The organism is Pseudomonas moorei, from assembly GCF_042846945.1.
Lineage (GTDB): Bacteria > Pseudomonadota > Gammaproteobacteria > Pseudomonadales > Pseudomonadaceae > Aquipseudomonas > Aquipseudomonas moorei.
This window is the reverse complement of sequence record NZ_AP035776.1, coordinates 264,363-284,934: the sequence shown is the minus strand read 5'-3', so window position 1 is coordinate 284,934 and position 20,572 is coordinate 264,363. Positions and strand designations below refer to the sequence as shown.

At 60.1% G+C, this 20,572-nt stretch carries 16 protein-coding genes, 2 pseudogenes and 1 riboswitch; of the genes and pseudogenes, 11 read left to right on the top strand and 7 right to left on the bottom strand.

The genetic code is table 11. The annotated features are described in order from the left end of the window. Positions 1-27: 27 nt before the first annotated feature. The gene (locus ACGJAX_RS01340; protein ID WP_174552487.1) at positions 28-1,191 is read right to left on the bottom strand and encodes a 1-acyl-sn-glycerol-3-phosphate acyltransferase; all 1,164 of its coding nucleotides are present in this window, start codon (positions 1,189-1,191) and stop codon (positions 28-30) included. A gap of 142 nt (positions 1,192-1,333) precedes the next feature. On the opposite strand from ACGJAX_RS01340, the gene ACGJAX_RS01335 reads away from it, so the two are divergent. The 3 genes from ACGJAX_RS01335 to ACGJAX_RS01325 are packed head-to-tail and all read left to right on the top strand — an operon-like array spanning position 1,334 to position 2,445. Then, positions 1,334-1,516: a CPXCG motif-containing cysteine-rich protein gene (locus ACGJAX_RS01335; RefSeq protein ID WP_390959779.1), complete on the top strand. Its 183-nt coding sequence runs from the start codon at positions 1,334-1,336 to the stop codon at positions 1,514-1,516. 9 nt (positions 1,517-1,525) lie between these two features. Beyond that, positions 1,526-1,786 (top strand): putative signal transducing protein, encoded by a 261-nt coding sequence (locus ACGJAX_RS01330; RefSeq protein WP_090325085.1) that lies wholly within the window; start codon positions 1,526-1,528, stop codon positions 1,784-1,786. A gap of 35 nt (positions 1,787-1,821) precedes the next feature. Beyond that, on the top strand, positions 1,822-2,445 hold the full coding sequence (locus ACGJAX_RS01325) for an SOS response-associated peptidase (RefSeq protein ID WP_090325083.1): 624 nt from the start codon (positions 1,822-1,824) through the stop codon (positions 2,443-2,445). 58 nt (positions 2,446-2,503) lie between these two features. Here the strand turns inward: ACGJAX_RS01325 and ACGJAX_RS01320 are convergent, their stop codons facing one another. Together ACGJAX_RS01320 and ACGJAX_RS01315 are read right to left on the bottom strand one after the other, a co-directional pair. Continuing rightward, the gene (locus tag ACGJAX_RS01320; RefSeq protein ID WP_390959777.1) at positions 2,504-3,208 is read right to left on the bottom strand and encodes a methyl-accepting chemotaxis protein; all 705 of its coding nucleotides are present in this window, start codon (positions 3,206-3,208) and stop codon (positions 2,504-2,506) included. Positions 3,209-3,406: 198 nt separating this feature from the next. Further along, positions 3,407-3,466 (bottom strand): annotated as a pseudogene (locus ACGJAX_RS01315) (hypothetical protein); the annotation flags it as partial. A 1,450-nt stretch (positions 3,467-4,916) separates the two neighbouring features. Here ACGJAX_RS01315 and ACGJAX_RS01310 point away from each other — a divergent pair. Continuing rightward, the gene (locus tag ACGJAX_RS01310) at positions 4,917-5,735 is read left to right on the top strand and encodes a M48 family metalloprotease (RefSeq protein WP_390957234.1); all 819 of its coding nucleotides are present in this window, start codon (positions 4,917-4,919) and stop codon (positions 5,733-5,735) included. Between the two features lie 79 nt (positions 5,736-5,814). On the opposite strand, the gene ACGJAX_RS01305 is transcribed toward ACGJAX_RS01310, so the two are convergent. The 3 genes from ACGJAX_RS01305 to ACGJAX_RS01295 all read right to left on the bottom strand — a co-directional run bounded on the left by ACGJAX_RS01305 (position 5,815) and on the right by ACGJAX_RS01295 (position 8,652). Beyond that, entirely contained in the window at positions 5,815-6,399 is a 585-nt protein-coding gene (locus ACGJAX_RS01305) for a TMEM165/GDT1 family protein (protein ID WP_090325078.1), read from the bottom strand. Positions 6,400-6,489: 90 nt separating this feature from the next. Then, positions 6,490-6,613: riboswitch (yybP-ykoY riboswitch) on the bottom strand. A gap of 41 nt (positions 6,614-6,654) precedes the next feature. Next, the gene (locus ACGJAX_RS01300; RefSeq protein WP_390957233.1) at positions 6,655-7,653 is read right to left on the bottom strand and encodes a methyltransferase; all 999 of its coding nucleotides are present in this window, start codon (positions 7,651-7,653) and stop codon (positions 6,655-6,657) included. Positions 7,654-7,686: 33 nt separating this feature from the next. Next, complete coding sequence (locus tag ACGJAX_RS01295) at positions 7,687-8,652, bottom strand: 2-hydroxyacid dehydrogenase (RefSeq protein ID WP_390957232.1); 966 nt, start codon at positions 8,650-8,652, stop codon at positions 7,687-7,689. A 91-nt stretch (positions 8,653-8,743) separates the two neighbouring features. Between ACGJAX_RS01295 and ACGJAX_RS01290 the strand changes: the two genes are divergently transcribed. Then, the gene (locus ACGJAX_RS01290; protein WP_090325073.1) at positions 8,744-9,373 is read left to right on the top strand and encodes a LysE family translocator; all 630 of its coding nucleotides are present in this window, start codon (positions 8,744-8,746) and stop codon (positions 9,371-9,373) included. An 11-nt stretch (positions 9,374-9,384) separates the two neighbouring features. On the opposite strand, the pseudogene ACGJAX_RS01285 reads toward ACGJAX_RS01290, so the two are convergent. Further along, positions 9,385-10,146, bottom strand: a pseudogene (locus tag ACGJAX_RS01285) (AraC family transcriptional regulator); the annotation flags it as partial. An 85-nt stretch (positions 10,147-10,231) separates the two neighbouring features. Here ACGJAX_RS01285 and ACGJAX_RS01280 point away from each other — a divergent pair. The 6 genes from ACGJAX_RS01280 (at position 10,232) to ACGJAX_RS01255 (ending at position 20,553) form a co-directional block, all read left to right on the top strand. Beyond that, the gene (locus ACGJAX_RS01280) at positions 10,232-11,416 is read left to right on the top strand and encodes an MFS transporter (RefSeq protein ID WP_390957231.1); all 1,185 of its coding nucleotides are present in this window, start codon (positions 10,232-10,234) and stop codon (positions 11,414-11,416) included. 144 nt (positions 11,417-11,560) lie between these two features. Then, the gene (locus ACGJAX_RS01275; protein WP_090325071.1) at positions 11,561-13,243 is read left to right on the top strand and encodes a fatty acid--CoA ligase; all 1,683 of its coding nucleotides are present in this window, start codon (positions 11,561-11,563) and stop codon (positions 13,241-13,243) included. 339 nt (positions 13,244-13,582) lie between these two features. Further along, a complete protein-coding gene (locus ACGJAX_RS01270; protein ID WP_247256342.1) occupies positions 13,583-15,520 on the top strand; it encodes a DUF1302 domain-containing protein in 1,938 nt (645 codons plus the stop codon). Positions 15,521-15,548: 28 nt separating this feature from the next. Next, on the top strand, positions 15,549-16,913 hold the full coding sequence (locus ACGJAX_RS01265) for a DUF1329 domain-containing protein (RefSeq protein WP_090325068.1): 1,365 nt from the start codon (positions 15,549-15,551) through the stop codon (positions 16,911-16,913). Positions 16,914-17,085: 172 nt separating this feature from the next. Next, on the top strand, positions 17,086-19,824 hold the full coding sequence (locus ACGJAX_RS01260) for a LuxR C-terminal-related transcriptional regulator (protein ID WP_390957230.1): 2,739 nt from the start codon (positions 17,086-17,088) through the stop codon (positions 19,822-19,824). Positions 19,825-19,911: 87 nt separating this feature from the next. Continuing rightward, positions 19,912-20,553 carry an MBL fold metallo-hydrolase gene (locus ACGJAX_RS01255; protein ID WP_248916544.1) on the top strand — a complete coding sequence of 214 codons (642 nt, stop codon included), beginning with the start codon at positions 19,912-19,914 and terminating at the stop codon, positions 20,551-20,553. The last annotated feature ends 19 nt before the right edge of the window (positions 20,554-20,572 follow it).

Genomic DNA, 20,572 nt, shown 5'->3' with positions numbered 1-20,572 from the left:
GCGCCGTTGTCGTCTCTGCGAATGGCCTTACAGCGGCAACCCGGCCTTCACGCGGTACTGATTGCGTACCGGCGTCGCATATTGCAGCACCAGGAACGGGCGATGCTCTTCGGGGCAAGCGTCCAGGCGCTGTTGCCATTGCTCCTGGGCCTTGGCCAGTTCGGCGGCCGGGAATATCTCGGCGGCGCTCGGCACATGCAATTGCGGGTCGGCGTCCTTCCATTGCGCATAGGCCAGGTAGTGCACCGGGAACAGGCGGTAGCCGCCGAGGATTTGCTTGTCCATTTCGACAGCCAGTTGCTTGGTGTCCTCGAACAGTTCAGTGATCGGCGCGGCAAAGTTCACATGGACCCGGCCTTTGTAACCGGTAATGCCTTTGGCGATGCTGACGTCGTCCTCCCCCGGCGCCTTGGTGTAGCTGCCGGTGGTGGCGCGGATATAAAGCTCGCGGGCCTTGGCCAGGTCGCATGGGTCGTATTCGTAGCTAATCGACACTGGTGTGAGGTTCAGCGAGCGGATGACTTCGCCGAACGGCTCGTCCTTGCGGCTCATGTGGAACATCTTGAGGATCGCCGACTCGGTACGGTCGTCGCCGTCCTTGGCCCGGCCCTCGGCCTGGGCGATCCAGATCGAGGCGCAATCGTTGCGGATCGAATGATTGATGTACGCCGAGAGCAACTGGTAGGCCGCCATCTTCTCGCGGCGACCGGTGATCGAACGGTGCACGATGAAGCTCTTGTTCAGACGCATCAGGTCGCTGACGAAGGGCTTTTGCAGCAGGTTGTCGCCAATGGCGATGCGTGGGGTCGGCAGGCCGGCGTGGTACACGGCGTAGTTGACGAAGGCCGGGTCCATCACGATGTCGCGGTGGTTGGCAATGAACACATAGGCGCTGCCGGACTTGAACTGCTCGACGCCGGTGTACGTCACGCCGTCCGTGGCCCGCTCGATGGTGTGGTCGACATACACCTCGACTTTGTCCTGCAAGGAGGCGACCGAATTGACACCGGCGAACTCACGACGCAGCCGATGAGCTATAAGAGGTTTGAGCGCCCAGCCTAAAGCGCCAGCAAAACGCGGGAAGCGGAAGTGGGTGAGGATATCTAGAAACGCCTTGTCGCCGAGCAGCCGTGCCAGTACTGCCGGGACTTCGCTGTCGTCGTAAGGTCGGATGGCATCGAATTCGCCCATCATGCTCTCTTGTTAGAAACGGCTAGGGTAAGTAAAGGTTTTGATCGAAAACCGGCGGGACACGGTCTGAAAAAGTAGTCAGACAAAAATGGCCCTGCAAATAGACCGGCGATTATACGCACAAGTCACCTGGGAGACCGCGATGCTGGAAACCGAGCATTATCAATGTCCGTATTGTGGTGAAGATTGCGAAGCGGTTCTGGACTTGTCTGGCGGCGATCAGGAGTACATCGAGGACTGTCCGGTGTGTTGTCGGCCGATTGTGTTCACACTGCAAACCGATGGTCAGGAATGGATGCTCGACGTGCATGCAGAAGACGAGTGAGAGCCCTTTATGCAGCGCATCTATGAACCGGAAAACCTGATGGAAGGCGAGTTGCTGCAAAGCATGCTGGCCAGCGAAGGCATCGAAGCGCATCTGGTCGGTCGCGATCTGGTGGGTGGCAGCGGCGAGCTGCCAATCTTCGGCCTGCTGGGGTTGGCGGTGGAGAACGATCAGGCGCAATACGCCCGGGAGCTGATCACCGCGTACAATGCCGCGCTGCCGCTGTCCGGCGATGAACCGGAAAGCTTTCCCGGCACGCTGGTCTGTTAGGCTGGCGTTCGTTTGATCAAGAGTCGTGCTGCCCCATGTGTGGACGTTATGCCCTGTTTCGCTGGAATCCCGCCTTCGCGGCCCTGCCCGGTTTTCCCGCCGATCAGCAGGCGCAGTGGAACATTTCCCCCAATGATTCAGTGTTGATGCTGCGTGCGGGCGCGGATGGCCAGCGTGAACTGGCCCGTGCCCGTTGGGGGCTGACGCCGCCCTGGCTGACCGATCTGTCGCGCACCCCGGCCCATGCCCGCGCCGAAACCGTTGCTGAACAGCCGATGTTTCGCCAGGCCCTGCGCGAACGCCGCTGCCTGTTGCCGGCCAACGGTTTCTATGAATGGCGTGGCACCACGCGCAAGCGCCCGTACTGGTTGACGCCGGGGGAGGGCTCGTCGTTGTTTTTCGCGGCCATCTGGGAGGCGTATCCGGTGCAGGAACAGGTGTGGTTGAGTACGGCCGTGATTACCCAGCCCGCCGCCAGTCAGCGCCGACCGCTGATTCTCGATGCGGCGGGGCAGGACCTCTGGCTCGATCCGGAAACGCCGCTACATGCCTTGCAGGCGTTGCTGGCCAGCGAACCCGCGGCATTGCGCGAACGGGTGCTGGCGAACATGGTCAATGATCCGAAGCTCAATGGGCCGGAGTGTTTGACGCCGGGTTGAGTTCTTTGGCGACTGGACCGGCCCCATCGCTGGCTTGCCAGCGATGGGCTGCCTCGAATCAAACCCTGAACTGATTGATCAACCGCCGCTGTTGTTCGGCCAGTTTGGTCAGGTCCGCACTGGCCGCGCTCGATTCATCCGCGCCGCCGGCCACTTCATTGGCCACCTGGCCGATGTTGATCACGTTACGGTTGATATCGTCGGCCACCGCGCTTTGCTCCTCGGCGGCGCTGGCGATCTGGGTGTTCATGTCGTTGATCACCGACACCGCTTTTGTAATGGTTTCCAAGGCCTCTGCCGCTTTCGCCGCGTGTTGCACGCTTTCGTCGGTGCGGTTCTGGCTGTCTTCCATGACCCGCACCACGTCCCGAGTGCCTTGCTGCAGCTGTTGAATCATGGCCTGGATTTCTTCCGTGGCTTTCTGGGTCTTCTGCGCCAGATTGCGCACTTCGTCAGCCACCACCGCAAATCCTCGGCCCTGTTCACCGGCCCGTGCCGCTTCAATGGCGGCGTTCAAGGCCAGCAGGTTGGTTTGTTCGGCAATGCCGCGAATGGCCGTGAGGATCGCGTTGATGTTTTCACTGTCCTTGGCCAGGGTCTGCACGACGCCGACCGCGCGGCCGATTTCCAGTGCAAGCGCGCCAATGGAGGTCGAGGTGTCGCGGACGATTTGCATACCCTGACTGGCAGCCTGATCCGCATGACTGGCGGCCTGTGCAGCCTGGGTCGCGTTGCGTGCCACGTCCTGGGCGGTGGCGGTCATTTCGTGCACCGCGGTGGCGACTTGATCGATCTCGGCCATCTGCTTGTGCACCCCGGTGTTGGTGCGAATGGCGATGTCGGCGGTGTGTTCCGACGAATCGCTGACGCTCTGCACCGAGGCCACCACCTGAGTGATCATCGCCTGCAACTTGGCCAGGAAGGTGTTGAAGCCTTTGGCGATCGAGCCCAGTTCGTCAGCACGGTCGCTGGTCAAGCGGCGGGTCAGGTCGCCTTCGCCCTGGGCAATATCGTCGAGCATGGCGACCATTTGCTTCAGTGGGCGGGCAATGCCGTGGCCCACCAGCCAGATCACCAGCAAGCCGATACCGGCAATCAGCAAGCCAACCATGGCCATGCCGAAGGTGTCGGATTTGCGTTGGGTGTTGAGGTCAGCCTGCAGTTTTTGCAGGTCGGCCATCACCGCGTCCAACGGCAATTGCAGCATCAGGGTCCAGCGGGCATCGGTCTGGCCAATGCCGAAGGGCAGGTACAACTCGATCCGGCCCTGGGCCTTGTCGACGGTATAGGTCACTTCGCCTCGCTTGAGATTGGCCATGTTGGCAATCTGCTTGCTGTCGAGAATGTCGCTGACCTTTTCGCCGAACTTGCTCGGGTCCTTGGTGTAGGCAACGATTCGGCCGTTGCCGCCGATCAGGGCCATTTCACCGGCACCGCTGTAGAGCTTCTGGTTGGCGCCCAGGAGCATTTCCTGGATGAAGTTCACCGAGAGGTCGGCGCCGACGATGCCCTGGAAGGCGCCGTTGAGCATGATCGGTTCGATAAAGGAAGCGAGCATGACGATTTTGTCGCCGACCTTGTAGGGCGCCGGATCGATCACGCAGGATTTTTTGGTTTCTTTCGAACACAGGTAGTACTCGCTGGCGCGCACACCGGTGGACAGGGTTTTCTGGTCGTCGACGTCCACCAGTTTGTCCAGGCCGAGGCTACCGTCCTCATTGCGGAACCACCAGGGCAGGAAGCGCCCGTTGGCGGCGTCGATGCCGACCACTTTGGTGCCGACGTAGGCCGCATCATTATGGTCGAGGGCGTTGGGTTCCCAGCCAATGTAGGTGCCGAGAATCTTCGGGTTTTTGCTGACGTTTTCCTTGATCAGGCTGATCAGCTGCTCGCGGCTGAGGCTCAGTGCCGGCTGTCCATCGGCTCCGGGCGTGCCGATCAAGGCGTTGACTCGCACCAGTCCGCCGGCAATAAGCAGCGGCGCTTCGAGTTCGCGTTGAATCTGGCTGACCTGGGTCTGCGCAAGGGACGTCAGGCGTTGTTCGATCACCTGTTCGAATTGCGCCTGGGTCCGCTGCTGGACCATGTCTTGCGTCCGTGCCCCGGAGAACAGTGCGTAAACGACCAGCGCTGCCACGACACTTAGAACAATGGCACCGGCAAGGGCTGCCACGGAAAACTGGATTGACTTGAATTTCATGGGGGCTCCGCACGCGAGAAGACGACTGCGGTGGTGTATCGGCAGGAGGTCGAGCGGGCATTAGAAGCCGTTGCTGAAATGACTGTTTTGGCGTGGTCGAGGTCGTAAATGAATCAGGGCGAACCCTGAAAGGCCGTGGCATGTGTCGGTTTGTGAATTTTTTCCTGCAAGGGGGAGCGCTTTGCACGAAATCGGCGTCTTACATCTGTTGTATCTGGCGTCGATACATTTGCGCGCATAGGATACGGGCATGTTTTCACGGAGTTTTTTGATGAACAAGACATTGGTGTTGTGTGGGCTGAGCGCGAGTCTGCTGCTTGCCGGGTGTCAGTCGGTCAACACGACCAACGGTGGAGCTGTGGGTGTTGAGCGCAAGCAATACATGTTCAGCATGTTGTCCACCGATGAGGTCAATCAGATGTACGCCCAGTCTTATCAAAAGACGGTAGGCGAGGCGAGCACCCAGGGTGTGCTGGACAAGACCAGTAACGATGCCAAGCGCATTCAAACGATCTCCAATCGGCTGATTGCCCAGGCTCCGGTGTTTCGTCCGGATTCGGCCCAGTGGAAGTGGGAAGTCAATCTGATCAAGAGCGATGAGCTCAACGCCAACTGCGGGCCAGGTGGCAAGATCATTTTCTACACGGGTCTGATGGACAGCTTGAAGCTGACCGACGACGAAATCGCCGCCATCCTCGGCCATGAAATCGCCCATGCCCTGCGCGAGCACGGTCGCGAAGCGATGTCCAAGGCCTATGGCATCGAAATGGCCAAGCAGGGCGCCGGTGCCTTGCTCGGATTGAGTCAGGACAGCCTGGCGCTGGCCGATACTGTGGCCAACTACGGCATGACCTTGCCCAACAGCCGCGCCAATGAAAACGAGGCGGACTTGATTGGCCTTGAGCTGGCTGCGCGGGCCGGTTACAACCCGAATGCCGCGATCACCCTGTGGAACAAGATGAGCAAGGCTTCGGAAGGTGCTCCACCGGAGTTCATGAGCACCCACCCGGCGTCGTCGAGTCGTATTGCGTCCTTGCAGGCGGCCATCCCGAAGGTCATGCCGCTTTACGAGCGGGCCAAGAAGTCCTGATTGGATTCAGCAAAAGCTGCACGTTTTCAACTTTTGTGGCGAGGGAGCAAGCTCCCTCGCCACAGTCCCTTCTAACGCGTCAAACCCAGCCGCTGCTCTGCATCGCCTTGTACACCGCCACAATGGCGAGGATGAAAAAGGCCGAGGCGGCGAGTCGACGGATCAGCGTCAGCGGCAATTTGTCTGCGGCAAAGTTACCCGCCAGCACCACCGGCACGTTGGCAATCAACATGCCCAGCGTGGTGCCGATGATCACCAGCCACAGCTCCGGATATTGCGCGGCGAGCATCACCGTCGCGATCTGAGTCTTGTCGCCGATTTCGGCCAGGAAGAAAGCAATCAGCGTTGTCAGGAACGGCCCGAACTTGCGGGCGGTGCTGGCTTCGTCGTCATCCATCTTGTCCGGCACCAGGGTCCACAGTGCGGTGGCGGTGAAGCTCGCCGCGAGGATCCAGTGCAGCAGCGTATCCGAGAAGAAACTCCCCACCCAGGCGCCTACCGCGCCGGCTGCTGCGTGGTTGGCCAGGGTCGCGGCGATGATCCCGGCGATGATTGGCCAGGGTTTGCGGAAGCGAGCGGCAAGAATGAGCGCGAGCAGTTGCGTCTTGTCGCCGATTTCGGCCAAGGCAACGATTGCGGTAGGTACGAGTAGTGAATCCAGCATCAGGGGTTTTCCTAAGGGGCGGGTCGACACGGCTATGACACGTACAGCCTTCCCGCCCCGGGTAAGGTGTTCGTGTCATAGGTCTTGTCAAACCCCGGCGATCCATCTGATGTGGACGCTTGGGTCGCATACGCCATGGTCTGAGGACCAAGTATGTTGACGCATGCCGGACGAGCGTGGCGCTCGTGGGAGACTACTCCCCTAGGACGGAGCGGATTCTGCCTAGGCAAAATCCATTCGGCAAGCAGAAATTTCTTATCCGCGTTTGGCCCGGTAGATTCGGAAACCCTGTCCTTCGGCCTTGATCGCGCACACACCCAGATGCTCTTCGATCAGTGGTTGATACTTCAGGAAGCTGTTCGCCACCAGGCGCAGTTCGCCACCGTTTTTCAGATGTTTGGCTGCTTTTCGCAGCAGGTTTTCGGTGGCGAAGTAATCGGTATGAACGCCGACATGGAACGGTGGATTGCTCAGAATCGCACTCAGACCCATGGGGGCGGCGTCGATGCCGTCACCGGTAATGACGTCTGCTTCCAGACCATTGGCAGCCAGGGTCAAGCGACTGCTGGCGGCGGCGAACGCGTCCACGTCCAGCAAAGTGACCTGGTTGTGCGGATAACGACGCTTTACCGCAGCCCCCAGCACGCCCGCGCCGCAACCGAAATCCAGCAAATGACCGCTGGGCAGTTTATCCAGGTGCTCGAGCAACAGCGCGCTGCCGCGATCCAGGCGACCATGGCTGAACACGCCCGGCAGACTGATGACCTTGAGCGGGCCTTCCGCCAGCGGCAATTCGTATGCCTGGACCAGGCTTTCCAGCGGCTTGGCCGCCGGTGCATTGGCCACGGTGACTTGCCAGAGCTGACAATGCCGCGCGCTGTCGAGTTTGCGCGGCTTGCCGAACGGATTCAGTTGCTTGGCCGCCCCCTCGATACCGCTTTTTTTCTCGCCGACCAGAAACACCTCACGACCTTCCAGGCGCGAAGCCACGGCGTTGAGGATGTAATCGGTCAGGTCCTTGGACTTGGGCAGAAACACCACCGCGCTGTCAAACTCGCGCTGCGGGACATTCACGCCAAAATGGCTGCGCTCGGCAAAACGCGCATCCAGGGCCGCCTGGTCGCCGGCGTGCCAGCACCAGCCATGGGCGGCCGGCAGGCGACCGAGCAAGTCGTCGGCGGGCAAACCGGCCAGCAACACCGAACCCTGGAATAACTCAGCCTGACGAAGCAGTACTTCACTGCGCGGATCCATAACTGCTCCTGTGAAAAAAAGTGCCGCAGTTTATCAACTGACGACCCGCAGCGCCTTACCGCTGAAGTACGCCAGAGCGTTTTCCGTGACTTGACCCACGATTCGTTGCCGCGCTTCGCGACTGCCCCAGGCGTTGTGCGGGGTAACGATCAGCCGCGGGATGTCGTGGGCCAGCAGTGGATTGCCATGGGTCGGCGGCTCGACGCTCAGTACGTCGGTGGCGGCGCCACCCAGGTGGCCGTTACGCAGCGCATCGGCCAGCGCTTGCTCGTCGATCAGACCGCCACGGGCGGTGTTGACCACGAATGCGCCGGGTTTCATCAAGGCCAGTTCGCGGGCGCCGATGAAATGGCGCGTGTGTTCATTGAGTGGGCAGTGCAGGGTCAATGCGTCGATTTGCGGCAACAGTTCTTCCAATGGCAAGCGATCCGGCCGGGCAGGGCGCCCCGGAATCTGCCCCAACAGCACGCGCATGCCAAAGGCCTCGGCCAGTCGCGCCACCGCGCCGCCGAGTTCGCCGTGACCGAGCAAACCGAGGGTTTTGCCCTCCAGTTCGACAATCGGGTAGTCCAGCAGGCAGAACTGTTTGGCCTGTTGCCAGCGACCTTCGCCGACAGCTTTCTGATAGTCCGCCAGGCGCGTGGCCAGGTTGAGCAGCAACATGAGGGTGTGTTGGGCCACGGACGGCGTGCCGTAGCCCTGGCAATTGCACACGGTAATCCCGCGGGCACGGGCCGCAGCGAGGTCGACATTGTTGGTGCCGGTGGCGGTGATGAGGATCAACTTCAGCTCGGGGCTGGCGGCCATGGCGGCGGCGTCGATCATGATTTTGTTGGTGATGGCCGCTGTGGCGCCCTTTAGGTGGTCGATCACCTGATCAGGGAGGGTCTGGGCGTACAGTTGCAAGTCACTGAAACAATCGCGTAACGGATTGAGATCGAGATCGCCCAGATCCAGGGACGGGTGATCGAGGAAAACGGCGCGGCGAATGTTCGTCATCAACTGTACCTTTTGTGCATTGAACTGAAGGCGTAATCTGCCGAGCCTACCAGATGAAACAATCAGTTACGCTTGTCCAAAAGGAGCCCCCATGTACTGGACAGAGTTCTTGACCGTCGCCCTTATTCACCTGCTGGCCGTGGCCAGTCCCGGCCCGGACTTTGCCGTGGTGGTGCGTGAGAGTGTGACCCACGGTCGTCGCGCCGGCACCTGGACGGCGCTTGGCGTCGGCACCGCGATTTTCCTGCACGTCGGCTATTCGCTGCTGGGCATCGGTCTGATCGTGTCCCAGTCGATCATGCTGTTCAATGCCCTGAAATGGGCCGCCGCCGCTTATCTGTTGTACATCGGTTTCAAGGCTTTGCGGGCGCAGCCAGCCAAACCGGTGGCGGATGATCTGCACAAGGAAGCCGGTGAGCGCACGGCCCGTGGCGCCTTTACTTCAGGTTTCGTGACCAATGGTCTCAACCCGAAAGCCACGCTGTTTTTCCTGTCGCTGTTCACCGTGGTAATCAATCCTCACACGCCGCTGATGGTACAAGCCGGCTACGGGATTTACCTGGCCGCCGCGACGGCGACCTGGTTCTGCCTGGTGGCGATGCTGTTCAGCCAGCAGCGTGTGCGCGCCGGTTTCGCCCGCATGGGTCACTGGTTCGATCGCACCATGGGCGCGGTACTGATCGCAATCGGTGTGAAGCTCGCATTTACCGAGATGCACTGATCCTGCGTGGCGCCGAGTTCGCTCAGCTTGTTCAGGGTGTTCAGGTATTGCCGGGGATTTTCTCCCAGCAAACGACGGAACATCGCGCTGAACGCGCGGGCGCTGCCGTAACCCAGGTCCTGCGCCACGCTCTGCACGCTTTCCCCGGCGAGCAGGCGGGGCAGGGCTTCCATCAAGCGCAGTTGCTGGCGCCAGTCATTGAAAGTCATCTTGAGCTGTTGCTGAAACAGTCGTGCCAGAGTGCGTGAACTGGCGCCGACCTGCTGCGCCCAGTCCTCCAGCGTGTTGAGGTGATCAGGTTTTTGCAGCAGTGCCAGACAGATGCTCTGCAAGCGCCGATCCTCGGGCATGGGTATGTGCAGCGCAAGGTTTTCCAGGCTGGCCAGCTCTTGCAGCATCAGTTGCTGAATCAGAGGATTTTCAGCGTGCTGCGGGCCTTGCACTGCCCGCACGATCAGCTCGCGCAGCAGCGGCGTGACCGCCAGGACACAGCACTGCTGCAGGTTCGCCGGCGACAGTTCGGCGTCGATGAAGAGCGAGCGCATGCGCACCTCCCCGGACATGAAAATCTCATGTTCCACCCTTGGCGGAATCCACACGGCGCGGGTCGGTGGAATGATCCACGCACCCTGCGCCGTCACCACTCGCATCATCCCGCACACGGCATACAGTAACTGCGCTTCGCGATGTTGATGAAGTTCCTGGTGTGCGCCATCCACGTAATCTCGCGGATAGGCACTGACCGGCCCGTGCTGGAAATGGCTGATTAACATGTCAGATCCGATGACTTTGTTGTCAGGAATGCGCTTTTTCGCCAACTTAGCATAGGTCGCTCACTCCAACGTAAAGCGTGCCGCGATGAACCAGTCCAGAAACGTAATCCGCTACATCAATGCCGCCCATGTGATCGACCACATGTTCATGCTCATATTTCCCGCCGCGGTGCTCGGCATGACGCAAGCGTTTGCCCTCGATTTCGCGGCGCTGATCGGCTTGTCCCTGGGCGGATTCATCGCCTTTGGCGCTTGTTCCTTGCCGGCCGGCTGGCTGGGGGATCACTGGAGCCGACGGCGAATGATGCTGGTTTTTTTCTTCGGCATTGGCGCTTCAGCGATTTTTACCGGCTTGAGTCACAGCGCGCCGATGTTGGTGCTGGGTCTGACGCTGATCGGTATTTTTGCAGCGATCTACCATCCGGTGGGCACCGCGATGCTGGTGGCCTACGCACAAAACCGTGGCCGGGAGATCGGCATGAATGGCATGTGGGGCAACCTGGGCGTGGCGTTTTCAGCGCTGATCACCGGGCTGCTGGTGGCGCATTTCGGCTGGCGTGCGGCGTTCATTCTGCCGGGTGTGGTGGCGATGGTACTGGGTGTCGGGTTCGCCTTGCAGGTGCGTGAGGAGCCCGTCCCCAAGCGTCCCCACACGCTGCTCAAAGGTGCGGGCGGCCAGCGAATCTCCATGGCGTTGGTGTTCGGCGTGCTGGCATTGGCCACGGCGACCGGCGGCGTGGTGTTCAACGCGACGACGATGACTTATCCGAAACTGTTCCAGGAGCGGTTGCACGAGTTGTTCGCTTCGCCGCAAACCTTGGGTGTCGTGGTCAGCCTGGCTTACGCCTTTGGCGCCGTGGCTCAGTTGAGCATTGGCCGGGTATTGCATCGCGTCAGTCTCAAGTGGCCGTTCGTGGTGCTGACGATGTGCCAGGCGCCGCTGCTCTTCGCACTCGCCTATGGCGAAGGCTGGGGCGTGATTGCGTTGGGGGCAGCGTTCATGTTCGTGGTGTTCGGCCAAGTCACGGTCAACGATGCGATGGTTGCCAATTTCGTTGCGCCTCAATGGCAATCACGGGTCTTTGCGTTGCGTTACTGCCTGTCTTTCGGTGCCAGCGCCACCGCCATCCCTCTGATCTCTTACGTCGAACCGCTCCAGGGATTGGTCGGGCTCTATTTGATTTTGGCGGCGATTGCGGCATTGACCTTCGTCGCGGCCCTGGTCTTCCCGCGCACGCCCTCGGAGGCTTTGGCAGGACAAACGGCCTGAGCGCTGTGCATACCGACAAATGCTGGCGCAACGCTAGCATTTGTGCGGCTCTGCAAATCATTCCTTTGGCTGATTTGACTGGCGATCAAGGGCACTAAAGTGCTTACTTTCAGCCACGACCGTGCAGTCAGAAAAGGGATTCTTATGTTGCAGACTCGCGTTATCCCCCCAGCCGAAGGCGCTTACCAGTATCCGCTGCTGATCAAACGGTTGCTGATGTCCGGTGCGCGTTATGAGAAAACCCGCGAGATCGTTTACCGCGACCAGTTGCGCTACAGCTATCCGACCCTGATCGAACGGGTCGCGCGGTTGGCCAATGTGCTGACAGAGGCCGGGGTCAAGCCCGGGGACACCGTGGCGGTGATGGATTGGGACAGCCATCGTTATCTGGAATGCATGTTTGCCATTCCAATGATCGGCGCGGTGATCCACACCATTAATGTGCGCCTGTCGCCGGAACAGATCCTCTACACCATGAATCACGCCGTGGACCGCTTTGTGCTGGTCAACAGCGAGTTCGTGGGGCTGTATAACGCGATTGCCGGGCACCTGACCACGGTCGAGAAAACCCTGTTGCTGACCGACTTGCCGGAAAAGACCGCCGACCTGCCGAACCTGGTCGGCGAGTACGAGCAGCTCCTGGCGGCCGCGAGCCCGCGGTACGACTTCCAGGATTTCGACGAAAACTCGGTCGCCACCACCTTCTACACCACCGGCACCACCGGCAATCCCAAAGGCGTGTATTTCACCCATCGACAACTGGTGCTGCACACCATGGGCGTGTCGACCATCATGGGCGCGATCGACAGCGTGCGCCTGTTGGGCACCAATGACGTGTACATGCCGATCACGCCGATGTTCCATGTGCACGCCTGGGGTCTGCCTTATGTGGCGACGATGCTGGGGCTCAAGCAGGTTTATCCCGGTCGCTATGACCCGGAGTACCTGGTGGAGCTGTGGCGCAAGGAAAAGGTCTCGTTCTCGCACTGCGTGCCGACCATTCTGCAGATGGTCCTCAATGCCAAGGGGGCGCAAAACACCGATTTTGGTGGCTGGAAAATCGTCATCGGCGGCAGTGCACTCAATCGTTCCCTGTACGAAGCAGCGAAGGCCAAAGGCATTCAGTTGACCGCCGCTTACGGCATGTCGGAAACCGGGCCGCTGGTCTCGTGCGCACACCTCAACGACGAATTGATGGCCGGCACCGAAGACGAGCGCACGACTTATCGGATCAAGGCTGGCGTGCCTGGGCCGCTGGTGGAGGCGGCGATCGTCGACGCTGAGGGCAATTTCCTGCCCGCCGATGGCGAGACCCAAGGCGAATTGGTGTTGCGTGCGCCCTGGCTGACCGAGGGTTATTTCAACGAGCCGCAGAAGGGCGCTGAGCTCTGGGCCGGCGGCTGGTTGCACACCGGTGACGTGGCGACCCTGGACAGCATGGGTGTGATCGACATTCGTGACCGGATCAAGGACGTGATCAAGACCGGCGGCGAGTGGGTGTCCTCCCTCGACCTCGAAGACCTGATCAGTCGCCATGCGGCGGTACGCGAAGTAGCAGTGGTCGGCATCGCCGATCCACAGTGGGGCGAGCGCCCGTTTGCCTTGCTGGTGGTCCGCGAAGGCCATGTGATCGATGCCCGGGAACTCAAGGAGCACCTCAAGCCGTTCGTGGAATTGGGGCACCTGAGCAAGTGGGCGATCCCGAGTCAGATCGCCCTTGTTACTGAAATTCCCAAGACCAGCGTCGGCAAGCTCGACAAGAAGCGAATTCGCGTCGATATCACCGAATGGCAAGCTAACAACAGTACCTTCCTTTCCACGCTTTAAGCGTCTTCTGGCGTGCCCAAAAGGGCACGCCAGCCCCACCAAGCAAGCGCTTGGCTTGTCAAATCAGATATTTCAGCCATCCTTGCCGTGCCGACGGGCGTCGGCCTGGCAAAAGGACTGTTCCAGAGTGGCTGGCAGCTGCAAATCACACTTTAGAGGGATCAAGCTGTACTACCTGCTGGCTATAGTCCGCTCAAGGATTTTTAAGAACGGAGCAAACGCACAAACCGGGGCGATGCAATTTTGGAATGACTTTGGGATGCCTTGGCTCCCCGTCATCCTCAACGTTTTTAGAAGTGCTCACTGCCATAACAATAAAATGCACATGGAGTAGCGTCGATGACATCAGTAAACCAGTTCTGGCGCCGGGCGAAACTGCCTCTGGCCGTCAGTCTTGCCTCTACGCTCGCCGGGCCAGCATTCGGCGTCAGTTTCAACGTTGGTGAAATCGAAGGTCAGTTCGACTCGTCCCTGTCCATTGGTGCCAGTTGGTCTACCGAGCAGCCGAACAAGAATCTCATCGGCGTCAACAACGGTGGCCGTGGCCTGTCCCAGACTTCCGATGACGGTCACCTGAACTTCAAGAGCGGGGAAACCTTCTCGAAGATCTTCAAAGGCATCCATGACCTGGAACTGAAATACGGCGATACCGGTGTCTTCGTCCGTGGCAAATACTGGTACGACTTTGAATTGAAGGACGAGAGTCGTCCATTCAAGGACATCAGCGACGATGGCCGCAAGGAAGGCGCCAAATCCGCTGGCGGAGAGATCCTCGACGCCTTCGTTTATCACAACTATTCCATTGCCGATGAGCCAGGTTCCGTGCGCTTGGGCAAGCAGGTGGTGAGCTGGGGTGAAAGTACTTTCATCGGCGGCGGCATCAACTCCATCAACCCGATCGACGTGTCCGCATTCCGTCGTCCGGGTGCCGAGATCAAGGAAGGCCTGATCCCGGTCAACATGTTCTACGTGTCCCAGAGCATCACCGAGAATCTGTCGACCGAAGCGTTCTATCAGCTGGAGTGGGATCAGACCGTTGTCGACAACTGCGGGACCTTCTTCTCGCAACCGGACGTGATCGCCAATGGCTGCGACAACAACCTGGCGGTTCTGCGTACTCAACAAGGCCTGAACGGAGCGCTGGCGGCGGCGGGCCTTCCGGCTTCGTTGCGTAATGCCAGTATCAACACCCTGGCGGCAAACGGCGTGACCTGGGGCAACCCGGATGAAGGCGTGATCGTTCGTCGTGGTGCGGATCGTGATGCTCGTGACAGCGGTCAGTTCGGTGTGTCTTTCAAGTACATGTTCGACCCGCTGGACACCGAATTCGGCGCCTATTTCATGAACTACCACAGCCGTAACCCGATTTTCAGCGGGCAGGGTGCACCGGCCAGCGCCTACAGTGCGGCAGGCCTGGTGGGCAAGTTGGTGGGATCGGGCGTACCACTCTCCGTGGCGCGTAACCTGGCTCCGACCTTGCTGCCGCTGCAGGTTGCGGGTAACTCCAGCTACTACGTCGAATATCCTGAAGACATTCGCCTGTATGGCTTGAGCTTTTCCACCACGTTACCTACAGGCACTGCCTGGAGTGGCGAATTCAGCTACCGGCCGAATGCTCCGGTTCAGCTCAACACCACCGACATCCTCTATTCCGGCCTGACACCGCTCAACCCTAGCGTGTCCTTACTCCAAGGGACACCTGGGCAGGATCAACAAGGCTATCGCCGCAAAGAAGTGAGCCAGATTCAGACGACGTTCACTCACTTCTTCGACCAAGTGATGGGCGCTGAGCGACTGACCCTGGTTGGCGAAATCGGTCTCACCCACGTTGGTGGTCTGGAGAGCACTTCCAAAGCACGTTACGGCCGTGATCCGAGCTATGGCCCTGGCCCGCTGCCGAATGGCCAATGCGTGGCGTTGAACACGTCTACCCTGGCAGGCGGCCCACAAAACAACGTCAGCCGTTACTGCGAAAACGATGGCTTCACCACCGCGAACTCGTGGGGCTACCGCGGCCGTGCCATCTGGGAATACAACGACGTATTCGCCGGGGTGAACCTCAAGCCGAACATCGCTTGGTCCCATGACGTGAGCGGTTACTCCCCGGGCCCTGGCGGCAACTTCGAGGAAGGCCGCAAGGCGGTCAGCCTGGGTGTCGATGCCGAGTACCAGAACACCTACACCGCGAGTCTGGCCTACACCAACTTCTTCGACGGCAAGTACACCACCGTGGATGACCGCGACTTCGTTGCGCTCAGCCTCGGCGTGAACTTCTAAGCACTGTATTTTCAGGACGAACGCACATATGAAAATAACAAAGAGTCTGTTCCGCGCCGGTGTTTTGGGGCTTTCGCTGCTGGCGACCAGTGTCATGGCAGCCGTCCCGGCAGCCGAGGCGGATAAGCTGGGCAAGAGCCTGACCCCGATGGGTGCTGAAATGGCGGGTAACGCCGACGGCTCGATCCCGGCCTGGAAACCCCTGCCGAAGAACGCCGGTACCGTCGACAGCAAAGGTTTCCTGTCCAATCCGTACGCCAGCGAAAAACCGCTGTTCACCATCACGGCGCAGAACGTCGAGCAGTACAAGGACAAGCTCTCCCCGGGCCAGTACGCAATGTTCAAGCGCTACCCGGAAACCTTCAAGATGCCGGTTTACCCGTCCCATCGTGGTGCTACCGTGCCGGATGACGTGTTCGCCGCCATCAAACGCAACGCCACCAACACCAACCTGGTGTCCGGAGGCAACGGCCTGGAAAACTTCGAAACCGCAGTGCCGTTCCCGATTCCGAAAAGCGGCGTTGAAGTCATCTGGAACCACATCACTCGCTATCGCGGTGGCAGCGTAACCCGTCTGGTCACCCAGGCTACGCCACAGCCGAACGGCTCGTTCAGCCTGGTGTACTTTGAAGACCAGTTCGTATTCCGAGACAAAATGAAGGACTACGACCCGAAAAACCCGGGCAACATCCTGTTCTACTTCAAGCAGAAAGTGACCGCTCCGGCACGTCTGGCCGGTGGTGTGCTGTTGGTGCATGAAACCCTCGACCAGGTTAAGGAACCGCGTTCGGCGTGGGTCTACAACGCCGGTCAGCGCCGTGTGCGTCGTGCACCGCAAGTGTCCTATGACGGGCCGGGTACTGCAGCCGACGGCCTGCGTACTTCCGACAACCTGGACATGTACAACGGTGCGCCGGATCGTTACGACTGGAAGCTCGAAGGCAAGAAAGAGATGTACATCGCCTCCGACGCCTACAAACTCGACGATCCGAACCTGAAGTACGCCGACATCATCAAGGCCGGTCACATCAATCAGGACCTGGCGCGTTACGAGCTGCGTCGCGTCTGGCATGTGGTTGCCACCTTGAAGGAAGGTCAGCGCCATATTTACGCCAAGCGTGACTTCTACATCGACGAAGACACCTGGCAAGCAGCGGTCATCGACCACTACGACGGTCGTAACCAACTGTGGCGCGTTGCCGAAGCCCATGCCGAGAACTACTACGACAAGCAAGTGCCGTGGTATGCGCTGGAAGCCTTGTACGACCTGCAATCGGGCCGTTACCTGGCGCTGGGCATGAAGAACGAAGAGAAGTCGGCGTATAACTTCGGCTTCCAGGCCACCACCAGCGACTTCACCCCGGCGGCATTGCGTCAGGATGGTGTTCGCTAAGGCATAAAAAAGAGGCCGCATCCTCTGGAAACGCCCCGACTGGTTCGGGGCGTTTTTTTATTCGTAGACTTTTTGTAGCCATTTGTAGCAATTACCTTCATTACCTCATCGTTTACCGCTAGTCTGCGGACATCTGCAACGCCGCCATCCGTAATTCAAACAAGAGCCGGCCATGACTGATCTGTCCCCACCACCAGGTCCTGCAAGCGTTGCCGTCGCCACGCTGGCCGGGCGTTTTTTCCGTCCGCCATTGCCCGACGGCCATGTGCTGCGGCCTCGTCTATGCGAGCGTCTGAGTGCAGGGCTAAATGGCAGGCTGTTACTGGTCAGTGCACCGGCGGGGTTCGGTAAAAGTTCGTTGGCGGTGGAGTTCTGTCAGTCGCTGCCGGCCCATTGGCAAAGCCTTTGGCTCGGATTGAGTCCGCGCGACAGTGACCCGGGTCGATTCCTCGAGCGCTTGCTCGAAGGCCTTCAAGACTATTTTCCGCAGCTGGGCAGGCAGTCCCTCGGGCTGCTGAAGATGCGTCAGCGACATCAGCCGTTTGCATTCGAAGAATGGCTGGATGGCTTGCTCGATGAGCTGGCCGTACACCTTTCGACAGCGACGCCGCTGTTACTCGTGCTCGATGACTATCATCTGGCCCAGGGGCCGGTGCTTGATCGCTGCTTGCAGTTTTTCCTCAACCATTTGCCCGATGGCTTGCTGGTGATGGTCACCAGTCGCCAGCGCCCTGACTGGCATCTGGCGCGGCTGCGCTTGTCGCGGCAACTGCTCGAATTGCATGAACAAGACTTGCGCCTGACCCACGATGAAGCCTTGACCCTGCTTGACCGTCACAGCAGTACTTTGCGCGGTGAGGCGCTGGAAAGCCTGATCCAGCGCAGCGAAGGTTGGGTTGCCGGCTTGCGCTTCTGGTTGCTGGCGGCCTCGGAGGCAGGCAGTCATGGCGCATTGCCCCAGGCGTTGCATGGCGGGGAGGGGCTGATTCGCGATTACCTATTGGAAGAAGTCATCGATTGCCTGCCCGCCGAGGTTCAGTCATTCCTGTACGACACGGCGCCTCAGGAACGTTTTTGCAGTGAGCTGTGCGACGCCATTCGCGACGCTCATGACAGCGCCGAGATCCTGCGTTTTCTGGCTGCACACCAGGTTTTCCTGGTGCCGCTGGACGAACACGGCCATTGGTATCGTTATCACCATTTGTTTTCCGATCTGCTGCGCACGCGGCCTACCGCACAGACAGTGGTGCCGGCCGCGAGCCTGCACCTGCGTGCCTGTCGCTGGTTCAATGCCCAGGGCTTGCTCGACGAAGCGGTGGAGCAGGCCTTGCGCGCCGGACATCTGGACGTGGCGGCGAACCTGGTACAAAACCTTTCCGAAGAGCAATTGCTGGCCGAGCAGAACGTCGGCATGTTGCTGCGCTGGAAAATGGACTTGCCCGACAGCCTGCTGATCAGCACGCCGCGCCTGATCGTGCTTTACAGCTGGGCGTTGGGGCTGGCCTGTCAACTGGATGCGGCCGAGGAACTGTCGAGCCATTTGAGCCGCTTCCTGCCGGCCCCGTCGGCCACTGCACAGAAATCCATGCTGGCGCAGTGGTTGGCGCTGAGCGGGATCATCGCTCGCGGGCGCGGCAACCGCGAGCTCACGCTGCTCTATTGCAGCGAGGCGCTGGAAAGCCTTCCGTGCAAACGCTACGGACAGCGTTTGATGTGCCTCTCGACCCTGTCCAACCTGGCCATCGCCGATGGCGACTTGTGGCGCGCGCGCGAGCTGAATCGGGATTCCCTGGAATTGGCGCAGCGGGTTGGCAACCCGTTGTTCGAAGCGCTGGCTCACTACGACCGCGCCCGAGTGCTGCAGGCGCGCGGAGAAATCCTTCGTTCGCTGGAGGAAGTCCGGCAAGGCCTGCAGCGTCTGCAAGGGCTATCCGCGCAACGCCTTTATGCGGTTCGCGCCCGACTGACCTTGTACGAAGGGTTTCTGCTGGCGCTGCGCCTGCAACCACAGGCGGCGAGAGGGCGATTGCAGGTCGGTTTGAACGAGGCGCGTGCCTGCCGCGACATCAGCGTGTTGATCGGCCACTGCGTGATCGCGCGGCTGGAAGGCAGCAGTGGCGAATTCGCCAAAGCCTTTGCCGAGCTCGCCGAGGCCGAACGTCTGATGCACATCTGGGACGTGCCGCCCATTTACTATCTGGCGATGATCACGCAGGTCAAATGTGAACTCTGGCTGGCCCAGGGCCGCACAGATCTGGCCGAAGCCTGGCTGGCGCGATTGAGTCAGACCTATAACGGCGAACACCCTGCCGCGCCCCCGGAGTTCCATCCGCAACTGCCGCTGCATATCGAGCTGCAACAAGCGTTGCTGGACGTCATCCAGGCCCAGCCGATGCTGGCTGAGGGGCGTTTGAATGTGCTGCTCGAACAGGGGCAGCAAAGCGGTCGGCAAATGCTCAGTGCGATGGCGCTGGCGCAAAAAACCTCGCTGCTGCTGAGCACCGGGCGCGAGCCCGAGGCACGCAAGGCCTTGGGTCAGGCGCTGGAGGCCGCCGCCGGTGGCGTACTGCAACCGTTCGACAGGTTGTTGGCCGAGCATCCGGACTGGCTGCGCGCGCAGCTTCAACTCAGCGCACCTTCCACTGTTTCCCAAGACCTGGCCGAGAAACTTCCGACGCCGGTGATCCGCCCGGCGCTGGAATCCACTGCTGCGGCAGAGCAACTCAGTACTCGGGAACTGGCAGTCCTGCGACTGATCGCCCAAGGCTGTTCGAATCAGGAAATCAGCGATCAGCTGTTTATTTCCCTGCACACGGTCAAAACCCACGCCAGCCACATCAACAGCAAGCTCGGGGTGGAACGGCGTACGCAGGCAGTGGCGAGGGCGAAGGAGTTGGGGGTGTTGGGTTAAGGGTGAAACTAAAGTTACGCAGGGCGGTAAATTGCCGGGCACCGATTTGTGCGACCATTACCCATCCCTGTTGATTGAGCCTCCCCGATGTCCCAGCCAACCACCCTCATCCGCGAAACCTTCCCCGTCGGCCCTTTGCAGTGCAACTGCACGATCATCGGCGATCCGGTAACGAAAAAGGCCATTGTCGTCGATCCGGGTGGCAACCATGAGCTGATCCTGGCTCGGCTCGATGCACTGGGCCTGAAAGTGGTCAGCATCATCCACACCCACGCTCATCTCGATCACTTCCTGGCTTCCGGTCAGTTGAAGGAGAAAACGGGCGCCACCTTGCACCTGCACAAAGAGGATCAGTTCCTCTGGGACAACCTGGAGATGCAGTGCCAGATGTTCGGCGTGCCCTACACGCCGGTGCCGTCGCCCGACCGCTGGCTGGCCGACGATGAAGAGTTGGCCTGCGGTTGCGGTGTGGCGTTGCACACGCCCGGTCACACGCCGGGTTCCATGAGCTTCTGGTTTTCCGAGGCGAAGCTGCTGATCGCCGGCGACACCCTGTTTCGTCGCGGAGTAGGGCGCACGGATTTGTGGGGCGGCGATCAGGCAACCATCGTGCGCTCGATCAAACAGCGTCTGTACACACTCGACGAGGAAGCCACCGTAGTCGCCGGCCACGGTCCCGACACCCGACTCGGCGATGAAATGCGCGAAAATCCTTTTGTTCGGGCTTGAATTGTAACGGGCGGAATTT